This window comes from Bordetella ansorpii (assembly GCF_900078705.1).
Taxonomy (GTDB): domain Bacteria; phylum Pseudomonadota; class Gammaproteobacteria; order Burkholderiales; family Burkholderiaceae_B; genus Bordetella; species Bordetella ansorpii_A.
In genome coordinates this window covers 154,529-170,054 of record NZ_FKIF01000008.1, presented here as the reverse complement: position 1 = coordinate 170,054, position 15,526 = coordinate 154,529, and the positions used below count along the sequence as shown (strand labels likewise).

The window sequence follows — 15,526 nt, the reverse complement described above, 5'->3', positions numbered from 1 at the left end:
GGTTCCTTGGGCCAGGGCGGGGTCCGCGGCCAGCCCCAGGCAAGCCGGCGCGCGAACGGATCCGCAAGGCATCGGAGCACGGATGCGGGGCCGAACCACCCCGACCGACGCCGAATCAGACCAAGACAGGACGGGGCAGTGCGGATCTGCAACACCCCCCGTCGCCACTCACTGACAGAAACCTGTCAATCGCCCAAAGAAGGGGGCGGAATCTGCGATACTCCGCGCGCCCAAGTTACGGAAAAATGAGCAGTATCAAACATTGCAAGTACGCCATTCCTACAATCTTTGCAAAACGAGAATTAGACCTCGCGTTCCCCGGACAAGTGGCCTGGAGGCGGCTGCCCAGGGCGCAGGACGTGCTGCGAGCACCATAAGGTCAACGGAAGACAATGCGCACCAACCTCCCCATCACCCAGCGGGAATATCCCTTCCCCACGGGCCATACCCTGGTTTCCACCACGGACACCAAGGGCCGCATCCTGTACTGCAACCCCGCGTTCGTGGAAGTCAGCGGCTTCTCGAAAGACGAACTGCTGGGCCAGCCGCACAACGTGATCCGCCACCCGGACATGCCGGAAGAGGCGTTCCGCGACATGTGGGCCACGATCTCGTCCGGACGCCCCTGGTCGGCGCCGGTGAAGAACCGGCGCAAGAACGGCGACTACTACTGGGTGATGGCCAATGCCACCCCGCTGATGGAAGACGGCGTGCCGGTGGGCTACATGTCGGTGCGCACCGAGGCCACGCGGGCGGAAATCGAGGACGCCGAAGCGCTCTACGCCACGATGCGCGAAGAGCGCGAGGCGGGCCGCCGCCGGCACACCCTGTCGCGTGGCCGGCTGGTCAAGCGCACGCTGTTCGGGCGCCTGGCCGAATCGACGCGCATGGGCCTGGCGGGCAAGAGCATGACCGGGCTGGTCCTGGTGGTGGCTGCGTTCGCGGCCATCGACCGCTTCATGCCGGCCGACACCACGCTGATGACCGGCCTGGGCTGGGCGCTGCGCCTGATCCTGCTGGGATTCGCCTGGCGCTGGCTGGTCCAGGGGCTGACGCAGCCCCTGGACGAAGTGGTGCGGACGGCCAACAGACTGGCCGCCGGCGACCTGACGCAGACGCTGGAGCGCGATCGAAGCGACGAGCTGGGCGAGCTGCAGACCGCGCTGGCGCAGCTCAGCGTGAACGTACACTCCATCGTGCGCGATGCCCGCGACCAGAGCCAGGAAATCGCGGCCGGCACGGCGGAGATCGCGCGCGGCAACCTGGACCTGTCCGGCCGCACCGAGGCGCAGGCCAGCAACGTGCAGCAGACCGCGGCCTCGATGGAGCAGATCACGGGCACGGTCGCCCAGGCGGCCGAGTCGGCCCAGAAGGCCGGCCAGCTGTCGGCGCAGACCAGCCAGGTGGCCCAGCGCGGCGCCGAGGCCGTCGAGCAGGTCAGCCTGACGATGCAGGACATCCTGAAGTCGTCGCGCAGCATCAGCGAGATCACGCAACTGATCGACAGCATCGCCTTCCAGACCAACATCCTGGCGCTGAACGCGGCGGTGGAAGCCGCGCGGGCCGGCGAACAGGGCCGAGGCTTCGCGGTGGTGGCGGCCGAGGTGCGGGCGCTGGCGCAACGCAGCGCCCACGCCGCCAAGGAAATCCGCCACCTGATCGACGAATCGGCCGACAAGGTGGCGCAGGGCAACGAGCGCACCGAACTGGCCCGCAAGACGATGAGCGACGTGCTGGCCAGCGTGCAGTCGGTGAACGACCTGATCGCCGAGATCAGCAACGCCACGCGCGAGCAGCTGGCAGGCATCTCGCAGGTGAACGCGGCGGTGGCACAGCTGGACGGCATCACGCAGCAGAACGCGACGCTGGTGGAACAGGTGGCCTCGTCGGCGATGTTGCTGGAGCAGGTGGCGCAGAACACCTCGCAGACCATGCAGGTGTTCCGCCTGGACAGCCTGACGGCCACCCCCCAACCCGATGCGGTGGCGCTACGCGTCGCGCACGCGCCGCGCAAGATGGCGCCGAAAGCCTTGCCGGCGGCCTGACCCCCGTTTTCAGGGCCTGGCGCGCGGGCCCCCTATCGGCGGCTCATGGCTCGATCTGCCGGTACGACAGCACGGTGCCATCCGGCGAGGTCTCTTCCAGGCGCACCCGGAAGCCCCACAGGCGTCCGAGGTGCTTCATCACCTGGTCGGCATCCTCGGCCGCCAGCGGCCGTCTGCGCGTCTGCTGGTGCCGCAGCACCAGCGAGCGGTCGGATTCGCGCTTGTAGCGCACCACCTGGATGTCCGGCACCTGGTTGTCGCGGTTGTGCTGCGCGGCCAGCAGGCGGCGGATGTCGCGGTAGCCCTCGTCGTCGTGGATCGCCGCCACGGCCAGCTTGGGATTCTCCTGGTGGTCGGCAATGGCGAAGAAGCGGAACTCGCGGATCAGGCGCGGCGACAGGTATTGGGAGATGAACGACTCGTCCTTGAAGTTGCGCATGGCGAAGTCCAGCGTGCTGAGCCAATCGCTGCCGGCGATGTCCGGAAACCACTTGCGGTCTTCGGGCGTGGGCGATTCGCACATGCGGCGGATGTCCGTCATCATCGAATAGCCCAGCGCATACGGATTGATGCCGCCGTAGCCGCGCTGGTCGAAGCCGCGCTGGCTGACCACGCCGGTATGGCTCTGCAGCACCTCCATCATGAAGCCGTCGTTGACCAGGCCCTTGTGGTGCAGGCGGTTCAGCAGCGTGTAGTGCCAGAACGTGGCCCAGCCCTCGTTCATGACCTTGGTCTGGCTTTGCGGATAGAAGTACTGGGCGACCTTGCGCACGATGCGCACCAGCTCACGCTGCCAGGGTTCGAGCCTAGGCGAGTGCTTCTCGATGAAGTACAGCAGGTTCTCTTCGGGTTCGGGCGGAAAGGTGCTCTCGCGGCGCGCCTCGGCATGCGCGGCCTCGGACCTGGGCACGGTGCGCCACAGGTCGTTGTATTGCAGGCGGGCATGCTCTTCGCGTTCGGCCTGGCGCTGCGTCTCCTCGCGCAGCGATGGCGGCGTGGGCCGCTTGTAGCGGTCCACGCCATGCAGGCTGAGCGCATGGCACGAATCCAGGATGGCCTCGACCGTCTCGATGCCGTAGCGCTCCTCGCAGTCCATGACGAACTTGCGCGCGAACACCAGGTAGTCCAGTACACCGTCGGCATCGGTCCACTGGCGGAACAGGTAGTTGTTCTTGAAGAAGGAATTGTGCCCATAGCAGGCGTGCGCGATCACCAGCGCCTGCATGGCCATGGAATTCTCTTCCATCAGGTACGAGATGCAGGGGTTCGAGTTGATGACGATCTCGTACGCCAGCCCTTGCATGCCCGTGCGGTAGTACTGCTCGTTGCGGATGAACTCCTTGCCGTAAGACCAGTGCGGATAGCCCAGCGGCAGGCCCGCCGACGCATAGGCGTCCAGCATCTGCTCGGAGGTGATGATCTCGATCTGGTTGGGATAGGTGTCCAGGCCATACTCCGCGGCGGTATCGGAGATGGCTTCGTCATAGCGCTGGATCAGGTCGAAGGTCCATTCGGATCCTTCTGATATCGGCCGGGCCGCGCCAGGCCGCGCGGCCCGCTCGCCCGAAGGCCCCACGATCATGTTCATGCCGCCTCCTTCTTGAACAGGTCATGAAACACCGGATAGATCTCGCTGCGGTCGCAGATGCGGCGCATCGCGAAGTGCGGCGAGGTCTCCTGCTCGTACTCGGCCCACAGGCTGCTCTTGCGGGCCTCGGCCGAATCGGGCACTTCGATGTAGGCGAAATACCGCGCGCCCGGCAACAGATGCTCGGACAGGAAGCGCGCGCTCTTGCCCGCGTCGGCGCCGAACGAATCGCCGTCGCTGGCCTGGGCCGCATACACGTTCCAGGCCGAGGGCGGATAGCGGTCGTTCATGATGTCGCGCATCAGCTCCAGGGCCGACAGCACGATGGTGCCGCCGCTCTTGGGATCGTAGAAGAAGGTCTGCTCGTCGACCTCTTCCGCGTTGTCGGTGTGGCGGATGAAGACCACGTCGACGTGCTCGTACTTGCGCGACAGGAACAGGTAAAGCAACGTGTAGAAGCGCTTGGCCAGGTCCTTCTTGCCCTCGTCCATCGAGCCGGACACGTCCATCAGGCAGAACATGACCGCGCGCGCCACGGGCGTGGCGACCGCCACGCGATGGCGGTAGCGCAGGTCCATGTCGTCCAGGAAAGGCACGCGGGCCACGCGCGCCGTCCATTCGGCCACGTCGGCGCGCAGGGACTCCAGCTCGTCTTCCGGCGCCTCGCGCGCCTCGGCCTCGTGCAGCTTCTGGTCGGCTTCTTCCAGCCCGTTGCGCGCGTTGATGCTGAGCGCCACGCGGCGCGACAGCGAGGCGCGCAGCGTGCGGTTGATGCTGAGCTGGCTGGGCGAGCCGCTGGTGGTGTAGCCGGCGCGCTGCCACTTCTTCTGCGACACGTCACCCAACTGCGTGCGCACCAGATGCGGCAGTTCGAGATCCTCGAAGAACAGGTTGAGGAACTCGGCGCGCGACAGGCTGAAGGTGAACTGATCCACCGACTCGCCTTCGCCGGGCTCCGACCCGCCCCCGCCGCCTGCGCCGCCATTGGGGCGATCGAAGGTATCGCCCTTGGTGAACTCACGGTTGCCCGGGTGGACGATCTCGCGATCACCCCCCTGTCCGTGGCGGAAACTCGGCTCGGAGATGTCTCGCGTGGGCAGGTTGATCTCGCCCCCGCGATCCATGTCCTCGATGGACCGTTCCTTGATCATATCGCCGACAGCCTTGCGAATCTGATCCTTGTAGCGGCGCAGGAACCGTTCCCGGTTCACCGCGCTTTTGTTGCGGCCATTCAAACGCCTGTCGATGAGCGAATTCATGATTCACTCTCCTCAGGAAGACTTCCTCACCCGAAGGTACCACTCGCACAGCAGACGCACCTGCTTCTCGGTGTACCCCTTCTCCACCATTCTGTCGACGAAGCTTTGATGCTTGTTGCGGTCTTCGGCCGACGCCTTGGCGTTGAACGAAATGACCGGCAGCAAGTCTTCGGTGTTCGAGAACATCTTCTTCTCGATCACTTCACGCAGCTTCTCGTAGCTGGTCCAGTTGGGATTGCGGCCCGAGTTGTTGGCACGCGCCCGCAGCACGAAATTGACGATCTCGTTGCGGAAATCCTTGGGATTGGCGATACCCGCCGGTTTCTCGATCTTTTCCAGTTCGTCGTTCAATGCGCTGCGGTCGAAACTCTCGCCGGTTTCGGGATCGCGGAACTCTTCGTCCTGGATCCAGCAATCGGCGAACGTGACGTAGCGGTCGAAGATGTTCTGGCCGTACTCGGAATACGACTCGAGATAGGCGGTCTGGATCTCCTTGCCGATGAACTCGGCATAGCGCGGCCCCAGCCAGCCCTTGATGAACTCGAGATAGCGGCGCCGGGTTTCCTCGGGGAAGTCTTCGCGGGCGATGCGCTGCTCGAGCACATACATCAGGTGCACGGGGTTGGCCGCCACCTCGGTCTGGTCATGGTTGAAGACGCTGGACAGGATCTTGTACGCGAAGCGCGTGGAAACCCCCGTCATGCCTTCGTCGGTGCCGGCGTAGTCCTTGTACTCCTGCAGCGCCTTGGCCTTGGGATCGACGTCCTTCAAGGTCTCGCCGTCGTACACCCGCATCTTGGAATAGATGCTGGAATTCTCCGGCTCTTTCAGGCGTGTCAGCACCGAGAACTGGGCCATCATTTCCAGTGTTCCGGGGGCGCACGGGGCCGATGACAGCGAACTGTGCCGCAGCAGCTTGTCGTAGATGCGCACCTCTTCGGACACCTGCAGGCAGTACGGCACCTTGACGATGTAGATCCGGTCGAGGAAGGCCTCGTTGTGCTTGTTGTTGCGGAAGGTCTGCCACTCGGATTCGTTCGAGTGGGCCAGGATGCTGCCATTGAACGGGATGGCCGAGAAGCCCTCGGTGCCCTTGAAGTTGCCTTCCTGCGTCGCCGTCAGCAACGGGTGCAGCATCTTGATGGGCGCCTTGAACATTTCCACGAACTCGAGCAGGCCCTGGTTGGCCAGGCACAGGCCGCCGGAGTAGCTGTACGCATCCGGGTCGTCCTGCGAAAAACGATCAAGTTTGCGAATATCGACCTTGCCCACCAGCGAGGAGATGTCCTGGTTGTTCTCGTCGCCCGGCTCGGTCTTGGCGATGGCCACCTGCCGCAGCACCGACGGGTTCAGGCGCACCACGCGGAATTGCGAGATGTCGCCGTCGAACTCGCGCAGGCGCTTGACGGCCCACGGCGACATGATGCCGCTGAGGTAGCGCCGAGGAATGCCGTACTCGGCCTCCAGCGTGTCGCCGAAGCGGTCGGGATGGAACAGGCCCAGCGGCGATTCGTTGACGGGCGACCCCTTCAGGGCATAGATGGGATAAGCCTCCATCAGCACCTTGAGCCGCTCGGCGATGGACGACTTGCCGCCGCCCACGGGCCCCAGCAGGTACAGGATCTGCTTGCGCTCTTCCAACCCCTGCGCCGCGTGCTTGAAGAACGCCACGATCTGGTCGATGACGTCTTCCATGCCGTAGAACTCGCGGAACGCGGGATAACGCCGGATGACGCGGTTGGAGAAAAGGCGCGACAGCCGCGGATCGTTGCGCGTGTCTACCAGCTCGGGTTCACCGATGGCCGACAACATGCGTTCGGCCGGACTGGCGTACGCCATGGGATCGCGTTTTGCCAGGGCGAGATATTCTTCGAGAGAAAGCTCGGTTTCCTGGTCGCGGGCGTACTGCGATTTGAAGCCCTCGAGGATGCTTTGCACGGCCAACCCCTCCTACGGTTTCGAAGCACTGAACTAACCATCCGTGCTGCACCTTCGGCTTGCTTTCCCATCGGAATGGGGGTTTGCCTTGGAACTGCGCGGCGGTAAAAAGCTGCGGCAACAACTACGGCAAAAAATCAGGTCGGTTGCCTTCATTGTGTTCCTCAAGCAAGAGCGGTGCCAGTCCTTATTGCGATTGGACACACCACATGATGTTGACGTGGCTGTTTCACCACACACAATAGAAGGGATAGGAAGACCCTTATTTGCTTAGGCCCCCATCTTCGTCAACAAGTTCCGGCAATGCGTAAATTCAGGGCCGGTCCTGCATGAATGACCCTCGTGTCAGCACGCGGGGCGCACGAGTGCCAACATGGCCGGCATGCACGATTCGATGCACGCGTGCACGTTATGAGTACATACGAAGATGGACACGCACCGGATGCGGGCGTAGGGCAGCCGTGCCGAAAAAACATTGATGAGGAAGGGGTTTCGCGTGATGCCGATGATTCGGCATGCCGGCTCGATGCATGCCGCATCGTTCGGGACGGCGTCGCGGCCGCCCCGTGTCCGCATGCTCAGCGGCCTTGCGCGCCGGGCAGGTTCAACATGCGCTCGACGTAGCGCGCGATGGTGTCGATCTCGATGTTGACCTTGTCGCCCGCCTGGACATTGCGCAGCGTGGTGACTGCCTGCGTGTGCGGAATGACGTTGATGCTGATCTCGCAGCCGTCCGCATCGTCGGCCACGCGATTGACCGTCAGGCTGATGCCGTTGACGGTGACCGATCCCTTGTACGCCAGGTAGCGGGCCAGGTCGCGTGGCACGCGAATCACCAGTTCGCGCGACTCGCCCACCGGCGCGAAACGCACCACGGTGCCCAGGCCGTCGACGTGGCCCGACACCAGATGCCCGCCGATCTGGTCGCCGACGCACAATGATTTTTCGAGGTTGACCTCGCCCGGCGCATGCAGGCCGACGGTGCGCGACAGGCTTTCCTGCGACACGTCGACGTGGAAGCGGCCCGGCGCCGGCAGGGCGATGACCGTCATGCAGGCGCCCTGCACCGCGATCGAGTCGCCGATGCCCACGTCGCCCAGGTCGAGACTGGCCGCGTCGATGTCCAGCCGCACGCCGGCCTGTTCGCCGCCAGGCAGCGGCTCGACGTTGACGATGCGGCCTACCGCCGCGACAAGACCGGTGAACATGATCGGGTTCCTTCCTGGGGGATATTCGGGGTCAGCGGGTCTCGCCGGCCAGCCCTTGCACCAGGGACTGCCAGCTTGCCGCCACGCGGGCGCGCAGGCGCGCATCGCTGCCCACGCGGGTGAAATCGATGAATTCGAAACGGCGCGCGGCGTCCAGGTGGTCGATCATGGGCATGCGCACCATGCCGGCCGCGTCTCCCAGCAGCGTGGGCGCCAGGTACACCAGCAGTTCGTCGACGCAATGCGCCGACAGCAGCGCGCCCGACAGGCCCGCGCCCGCTTCGACGTGCACCTCATTGACGTCGTGCTCGCCCAGCCAGCGCATCATGCCGGGCAGGTCGACGCGGTGCGGCTGCTGCGCAGGCATCAGGATGGTGTGCACGTTGCGCCGCGCCAGCCGCTCGGCCTTGGCCGGATCGGACCGGACGGTGAAGACCAGCACTTCGGCGCCGTCGATCAGCCGTGCGTTCTCGGGCAGGGCGAAGCGCGCATCCACCACCGCCTTGCGCGGCTGGCGGGGCGTGGCCACTTCCCGCACGTTCAGTTGCGGATCGTCGGCCAGCACGGTGCCCATGCCCGTGAGCACCACGCAGCTGCGGGCGCGCCAGTGATGGCCATCGGCGCGGGCCTCGGGGCCGGTGATCCACTGCGACATGCCGTTGTGCAGCGCGCTGCGGCCGTCCAGCGACGCCGCCAGCTTCAGCCAGGTCCAGGGCGTGCCGCGATGCATGCGCGAGGCGAAGCCGGGATTCAGTTCCAGCGCCTCTTCCTGGCACAGGCCGACGTGCACGGCGATGCCAGCCTTGCTCAGGCGTTCGATACCGCGACCGTTGACCTTGGGATTCGGATCGCCCATGGCGATCACCACGCGAGCCGGCTGCGCGGCCACCAGGGCGTCCGCGCACGGCGGCGTGCGCCCGAAATGGCTGCAGGGTTCCAGCGTGACGTAGAACGTGGCGCCGGCCACGGAATGGCCGCGCGCGGCGGCGTCGCGCAGCGCGACGATCTCGGCATGCGGGCCGCCCGGCGGCTGCGTGGCGCCTTCGCCCAGCACCTGCCCGTCGCGCACGATGACGCATCCCACGCGGGGATTGGGGGAAGTGATGTACAGCACGCCGCGCGCCAGCGCCAGCGCGCGCCGCATCCAGGTGGGGTCCAGGGGATCGGGTTGGCTCATGAGGCCTACGATTGTATGCCCGTCCCGGGCGTGGGCCCGCCCTGCCCATCCTGGGCATGGGGGAATGTCCGAATCGGTCCGGTAGTGGTCCGCGGGCAGTCTCGCGGCGGTATCCTGTGCGGACGGACAATGGCGTCGTTCCCTCTTTCAACACCATTTTTTCCAGGACAGCCATGAAACAAGCCTTGATCGTGATCGACGCGCAGGAATCCTTTCGGCATCGTCCGTTTTGGGACGATGCCGAGTATCCGGCGTATGTGCGCGCCCAGCAGGCGCTGATCGACGCCGCCGCCGCGCGCGATATCCCCGTGCTGCAGGTGTTCCATCAGGCCGGCAGCGACGATCCCGCGAACCCGTTCTCGCCCGCTTCCGGCCACGTCGCCACCCTGCGCGAACTGCGCATCGCGCCCACCGCCGTGTTCCGCAAGACGGTGCATTCGTCGCTGTACGCCCGGGACGAGGCCGGCGGCACGCTGCACGGCTGGCTGAAGGCCAACGGCATCCAGGCCGTCGCCATCAGCGGGCTGCGCACCGAGCAGTGCTGCGAAACCACCGCCCGGCATGCCTCGGACGAAGGTTTCAAGGTGCGCTACGCGCTGGACGCCACGCTGACGTTCACCATGCAGAGCGCCATGGGCAAGCGTTATTCGCCGCAGGAGATCCGCGAGCACACCGCGCTGGTGCTGCAGGGCCGTTTTGCCGACGTCGTGCCGGCCGCCGACGCCCTGGCCTGATCCGCATGGTTCCGGTCTATTTCGTGGTGGTGCCGCGCATCGTGCTGCTGGACGTGGCGGGACCTGCCGAAGCCTTCCGCGCGGCCAACAAGTTCGCGCCCGGCAGCTTCGACGTGCATTACTGCGGACCGGAACCCGAGGTGGAAAGCGGCCTGGCCGGGCTGCGCCTGAGCGGCCTGGAGCCGCTGCCGGACCACCTGCCCGCCAATGCGCTGGTGGTGCTGTCGGGCATGGTGGGCGCCAGCCCCGACTGGCCCTCGCCGGCCGTCGGCCAAGTCGTGCGATGGCTGGCACGGCGCCAGCCCGCCGATGGCTTCACGCTGATGTCGGTCTGCGCCGGCGCGCTGTTGGCGGCCTCGGCCGGCCTGCTGCATGGCCGCGAATGCACCAGCCACCACGCCTGCCTGGACGCGCTGGCCCGCCTGGCGCCCACCGCGCGCGTGCATGACAACCGCATCTTCGTGGAAGACGGCCCGATGCTGACCAGCGCGGGCATCACGGCGGGCATCGACCTGGCGCTGCACCTGGTGGCGCGCGAGTGCGGCCCGCAGGCGGCGGCGGCCACGGCACGCGACATGGTGGTGTACCTGCGCCGCGCCGGCAACGATCCGGCGCTGTCGCCGTGGCTGGACGGACGCAATCACCTGCATCCGGGCGTGCATCGCGTGCAGGACGCCGTGCTGCGCGCCCCCGCGGCCGACTGGTCGGCCGGGATGCTGGCCGAACAGGCCCACACCAGCCCCCGGCACCTGAACCGGCTGTTCGCGGAACACGCGGGCTGCACGCCCATGGAGTATGTCTATCGCATCCGTCTGGCGCTGGCCAGCGAACTGATACGCGAGACGCGGCTGGACCTGGAACGGGTGGCCGAACGCACGGGATTCGGGTCGGCGCACCATCTGCGGCGCGTCTGGCGCCGGCACGCGCAGGGATCGCCCAGTTCGTTGCGAGCCATGGCCGGCTGACGGCGCCATCCGGGCGCGACCCGGCCCAGCGCCGCGAGCCCCTCGTTCGCCAGGATCGATCCTCCGATCGCCCATGAGATGCCCCGCACGGGGCGGTGCATCGTCGTCTCGGGCAGAAGGCCGATCAGCGCATCCACAACCGCACGGTATCCCACGCGCGCCCGGCGATGCCCGCCTGCGCCACGGGTTCCAGCGCCACCACCGGCACCTGCACCGCCGGCTTGCCGTCCACCGTGACCTGGACCGCGCCCACGCGCTGGCCCTGTTCCAGCGGCGCGATCAGCGTGTCGGCCGGCTGCTCGTGGCGTTCGATCCTCGAACCCATCGGCACCGTCAGGAAGACGTCGTTGGCGAAACCCGTCTTGACGGCATCGTGATCGCCCTTCCAGACCTGGGCGGTGCCGGCTGGCTCGCCCTTGGCGTACAGGCGCACCGTATCGAAGGCGCGGAAGCCCCATTCCAGCAACGTGCGGCTTTCCTGGGTGCGCAGCTTGTCGGACGAGGTGCCGATGATGACCGAGATCAGGCGGCGTTGCAGGCCGTTGGCTGGCCGCTGGGCCGAGTTGACGATGCAATAGCCGGCCGAACTGGTGTGCCCGGTCTTCAGGCCATCGACCGACGGATCCAGCCACAGCAGGCGGTTGCGGTTGGATTGCGTGATCTTGTTGTACGTGAACTGCCTGGTGACGTCGTACTTGCGCGACTGGGGAAAGTCGCGCTGCAGCCGCGCGGCCAGCAGGCCGATCTCGCGCGCCGTGGTGTACGTGTCAGGGCTGGGCAGGCCGTGCGGGCTGGCGAAGTGCGTGTCGTGCAGGCCCAGCGCCTCGGCCTGCTGGTTCATGCGCGTGACGAAGGCCTCGACCGAACCCGACACGGCCTCGGCCAGCGCGATGGCGGCGTCGTTGCCCGACTGGATCAGCAGGCCCGAGATCAGGTCGTCGACGGACACGCGGGTGTTGGGTTCGATGAACATCTTCGAACTGTCCGCCGCCACCTTCCAGGCGCGCTCGGACACCAGCACCTGCTGGTCCAGCGTGATCTGCTTGTTCTGCAGCGCCTGGAACACCAGGTACGCCGTCATGATCTTGGTCAGCGATGCGGGCTCGATGCGCATGTCCGCATTCTGCTCGCCCAGCACCTGGCCGCTGGTGGCGTCCAGCAGCAGCCAGGCCTTGGCGGTCAGCGCCGGCACTTGCCGGGACAATGCCTCCATGCCGCTGGACGCCGGCGCAGGCGCGGCGGTGGCCGGCGACGGCGGGGTGACGGCCTGCGCGGGCACGCCGCTGAAGGCCGCCAAAATGGCAATGGCGCCGGTCGACGCCACGATTGTTTTCTTGAAGGACATATCGTTGTAGGTGCTGCGTGTGCTTCGGGACTGCCAACCGCGTACCCGCCCGCGCGCCGGCGCAGGCAGGCCATCCGTTCATGCTCGCCGGCCAGGCGCGGCAGGTCGTTACCGCCCACCAGGCCCGGCAGGGCCATGCGATCCGCAAGTTGGCTGGATGGTTCGTCCGGATGGCTCGTGAAAAGTTCACGGCCCGCCCATGCATCGGCCCGTGTCAGGTTGCCGTCAACCCCTTCGAGGGCCCCATGCCAGGCTGTCGGGCAAGGTCTGCACGCCGCTGCCGCACGGGCCAGGCCGAACGGCTCGACATGATACTCCCGCGATACGTTCCGGCCCTGGCCGCCAGGCGGCCGGCGAGCCGCCCCTATTCCTTGCGCAGCTTGTTCGGCAGCTTGGGGCCGCTCATTTCGCGGATGGCCTCGACGAATTCGCCGATGTCCTCGAAGCTCTTGTACACCGACGCGAAGCGCACGTAAGCCACCTTGTCCAGCTTCTTCAGCTCGGCCATGACCAGCTCGCCGATGCGCTCGCTGGGCACTTCGCGCACGCCGCTGGCCAGCAGGACGTCTTCGATGCGCGCCACGGCGCCATCGACGTCGGCAGTGCTGACAGGACGCTTGCGCAGCGCCAGCGACAGACTGCCACGCAGCTTGGCGGCGTCGTAGTCGGTGCGGCTGCCGTTGCGCTTGACCACGGACGGCATGGCCAGTTCGACGCGCTCGTAGGTGGTGAAGCGCTTGTCACAGGACAGGCAGCGTCGGCGGCGGCGGATGGTGTCGCCTTCCTCCGAGACCCGGCTGTCGACTACCTGGGTATCGGCATTGCCGCAGAAAGGGCATTTCATGCGAACTCCAGCAGGCCAGTGATGACGATATTGTAATGGGGACGGGAGCCCCCGGCGATGGAAAACGCCGCCGGTCCGGCCCTGTCCGCAAGGGACAGCGCCGGATCGGCGGCGTTCCGGGTCGCGCGGAACAGGAAAGCGGCCCGGGGCCGCCCTCGCCGCGCTCAGTGGCCGTAGACGGGCAGGCGCTTGGTCAGTTCGTTGACGCGGGCGCGCACGGCGGCCACGTTGGCCTCGTCGCGCGGGTTGTCCAGCACGTCGGCGATCAGGTTGCCGGTAAGCTCGGCCTCGGCTTCCTTGAAGCCGCGGGTGGTCATGGCCGGAGTACCGACGCGGATGCCGCTGGTGACGAAGGGCTTTTCGGGATCGTTGGGGATGGCGTTCTTGTTGACCGTGATGTGGGCCTGGCCCAGCACCGCTTCGGCTTCCTTGCCGGTGATGCCCTTGGGGCGCAGGTCGACCAGCATGACGTGGCTTTCGGTGCGGCCGGAAACGATGCGCAGGCCGCGCTTGATCAGCGTGTCGGCCAGCACCTGGGCGTTCTTGACGACCTGTTCGGCGTAGCCCTTGAACTCGGGCGACAGCGCTTCCTTGAAGGCCACGGCCTTGGCGGCGATGACGTGCATCAGCGGACCGCCCTGGATGCCGGGGAAGATGGCCGAATTGACGGCCTTCTCGAACTCGGACTTCATCATGATGACGCCGCCGCGCGGGCCGCGCAGCGACTTGTGCGTGGTGGACGTGACGAAGTCGGCGTGCGGCACCGGATTGGGGTACTGGCCGCCCGCCACCAGGCCGGCGTAGTGGGCGATGTCGACCATGAACAGCGCGCCGTTGTCGCGGGCGATGCGGGCCATGCGCTCGAAGTCGATGTGCAGGGCGTAGGCGGAGGCGCCGGCCACGATCAGCTTGGGCTTGTGTTCGCGGGCCAGTTGCTCGACCTGGGCGTAATTCAGGACTTCGTTCTCGTCCAGCCCATAGGGCAGGAAGTTGTACAGCTTGCCCGACTGGTTGACCGAGGCGCCGTGCGTGAGGTGGCCGCCTTCGGCCAGGCTCATGCCCAGCACGGTGTCGCCCGGCTTCAGGATGGCGTTGTACACGCCCTGGTTGGCCTGCGAGCCCGAGTTCGGCTGCACGTTGGCGGCTTCGGCGCCGAACAGTTCCTTCAGGCGGTCGATGGCCAGTTGCTCGACCACGTCCACGTACTCGCAGCCGCCGTAGTAACGCTTGCCCGGGTAGCCTTCGGCGTACTTGTTGGTCAGCTGCGTGCCCTGGGCCTGCATGACGGCGGGGCTGGCGTAGTTCTCGGAGGCGATCAGCTCGATGTGCTGTTCCTGGCGGACGTCTTCCTTCTGGATGGCGGCCCAGACGTCGGGATCTACCTGGGAGAGGCTGAGGTTGCGGTCGAACATGGGAGGTTCCTGGATGGGTAAGGGGATGCTGCGTGACGCTCGGATGACGGCTAGTTTACCGCGCCCCTGGGCAGGTTCTGCTCGGAAACCCTGATCCCCGGCACGCTTTATCGGCGACCGTTGCGCGATTCGCACCATTGCGCGAGGCGGGTTCATGTCGGCCTTGAACGGGGCTCATGCAAGCCCGGACACCGCCCCGAACCGACGGGAAACATCGCTCCGAACGCCTAGGATTTTCCCTTAGCCGCACTGCCGCGACCTGCCGGGCCCAGCCACGCGCCGTCTATGAAACGCGCAGAACTATTAGCGTTGCTTATGTATTTGCCTCCAACATTAATTGGAACTGCATCGTCCCGCTCTTTACTGTGGGCCCCTGTCGAGCTTTTCCACTCTCTCCCAAGGAGCTTTCCAGATGTCGCAGCAAGCCAACCCCGGTTCCGCGCAGATCAGCGCCGCCATTGCCGAAATCAAGGGGCTGTTCAACAGCGAGGGCGAGAACCGCGCCACCCTGGCCAAGACCCTGGACAAGCTGGTGGGCCTGGCCGCGCACAAGGAGTGGTGGAACGCCGACCTGTATCCGGCGCCCGAGCAGGGCGAGCTGCAGGCCCGCTACCTGATCCAGGAAGACGCGGACAAGTCGTACGCGCTGTACCTGAACGTGATGCGCCCCGGCAAGAAGATCGTGCCGCACGACCACACCACCTGGGCCTGCATCGCCGCGGTCGAAGGCGTGGAGCTGAACTACACGTACGACCGCACGGACGACGGCAGCGTGCCCGGCCACGCCCGCATCGAGAAGAGCGGCACCGTGGTGGTCGAACCCGGCACCGGCATCGCGCTGATGCCCGACGACATCCACGCCGTGCACATCGAGGGCCAGGACGTGATCCGCCACCTGCACATGTACGGCCGCGCCCTGGAGACGCTGGACCGCCGCATGGCCTTCGACATGGAGAAGGGAACCTGCCAGGTCATGGCCATCGGCGTGCAGACGCGCAAGTGAGACCCGTG

12 protein-coding genes are annotated in these 15,526 nt (G+C 66.3%); 4 read left to right on the top strand and 8 right to left on the bottom strand.

All coding sequences use genetic code 11. The features are described from left to right. Positions 1 to 392: 392 nt before the first annotated feature. Entirely contained in the window at positions 393 to 2,045 is a 1,653-nt protein-coding gene (locus tag A6745_RS21390) for a methyl-accepting chemotaxis protein (RefSeq protein WP_066131731.1), read from the top strand. A gap of 43 nt (positions 2,046 to 2,088) precedes the next feature. Here A6745_RS21390 and A6745_RS21385 read toward each other — a convergent pair whose 3' ends face one another. The 5 genes from A6745_RS21385 to ribD form a co-directional block, all read right to left on the bottom strand. Further along, the gene (locus tag A6745_RS21385; RefSeq protein ID WP_066131728.1) at positions 2,089 to 3,633 is read right to left on the bottom strand and encodes a SpoVR family protein; all 1,545 of its coding nucleotides are present in this window, start codon (positions 3,631 to 3,633) and stop codon (positions 2,089 to 2,091) included. Next, the gene (locus A6745_RS21380) at positions 3,630 to 4,892 is read right to left on the bottom strand and encodes a YeaH/YhbH family protein (protein ID WP_066131726.1); all 1,263 of its coding nucleotides are present in this window, start codon (positions 4,890 to 4,892) and stop codon (positions 3,630 to 3,632) included. The genes A6745_RS21385 and A6745_RS21380 overlap by 4 nt, the downstream gene beginning before the upstream one ends. Before the next feature lie 12 nt (positions 4,893 to 4,904). Then, positions 4,905 to 6,821, bottom strand: coding sequence for a PrkA family serine protein kinase (locus A6745_RS21375; RefSeq protein WP_407922747.1), 1,917 nt, complete (start codon positions 6,819 to 6,821; stop codon positions 4,905 to 4,907). Positions 6,822 to 7,408: 587 nt separating this feature from the next. Then, complete coding sequence (locus A6745_RS21370; protein ID WP_066131724.1) at positions 7,409 to 8,038, bottom strand: riboflavin synthase; 630 nt, start codon at positions 8,036 to 8,038, stop codon at positions 7,409 to 7,411. A gap of 31 nt (positions 8,039 to 8,069) precedes the next feature. Next, positions 8,070 to 9,182 (bottom strand): bifunctional diaminohydroxyphosphoribosylaminopyrimidine deaminase/5-amino-6-(5-phosphoribosylamino)uracil reductase RibD, encoded by a 1,113-nt coding sequence (gene ribD / locus A6745_RS21365; RefSeq protein ID WP_197488217.1) that lies wholly within the window; start codon positions 9,180 to 9,182, stop codon positions 8,070 to 8,072. Between the two features lie 206 nt (positions 9,183 to 9,388). On the opposite strand from ribD, the gene A6745_RS21360 reads away from it, so the two are divergent. Together A6745_RS21360 and A6745_RS21355 are read left to right on the top strand one after the other, a co-directional pair. After that, entirely contained in the window at positions 9,389 to 9,949 is a 561-nt protein-coding gene (locus A6745_RS21360; protein WP_066131717.1) for a cysteine hydrolase family protein, read from the top strand. Positions 9,950 to 9,954: 5 nt separating this feature from the next. Continuing rightward, positions 9,955 to 10,914, top strand: a complete 960-nt coding sequence (locus A6745_RS21355) for a GlxA family transcriptional regulator (protein ID WP_066131716.1) — start codon at positions 9,955 to 9,957, stop codon at positions 10,912 to 10,914. 124 nt (positions 10,915 to 11,038) lie between these two features. Here A6745_RS21355 and A6745_RS21350 read toward each other — a convergent pair whose 3' ends face one another. From A6745_RS21350 to glyA, 3 genes are all read right to left on the bottom strand, one after another. After that, positions 11,039 to 12,259, bottom strand: coding sequence for a D-alanyl-D-alanine carboxypeptidase family protein (locus tag A6745_RS21350; protein WP_066131715.1), 1,221 nt, complete (start codon positions 12,257 to 12,259; stop codon positions 11,039 to 11,041). A 364-nt stretch (positions 12,260 to 12,623) separates the two neighbouring features. Continuing rightward, positions 12,624 to 13,103 (bottom strand): transcriptional regulator NrdR, encoded by a 480-nt coding sequence (nrdR, locus tag A6745_RS21345; RefSeq protein ID WP_066131714.1) that lies wholly within the window; start codon positions 13,101 to 13,103, stop codon positions 12,624 to 12,626. Positions 13,104 to 13,267: 164 nt separating this feature from the next. After that, positions 13,268 to 14,515, bottom strand: coding sequence for a serine hydroxymethyltransferase (gene glyA / locus A6745_RS21340; protein WP_066131712.1), 1,248 nt, complete (start codon positions 14,513 to 14,515; stop codon positions 13,268 to 13,270). 412 nt (positions 14,516 to 14,927) lie between these two features. Between glyA and A6745_RS21335 the strand changes: the two genes are divergently transcribed. After that, positions 14,928 to 15,518, top strand: a complete 591-nt coding sequence (locus tag A6745_RS21335) for a cysteine dioxygenase family protein (RefSeq protein WP_066131710.1) — start codon at positions 14,928 to 14,930, stop codon at positions 15,516 to 15,518. Positions 15,519 to 15,526: the final 8 nt, after the last annotated feature.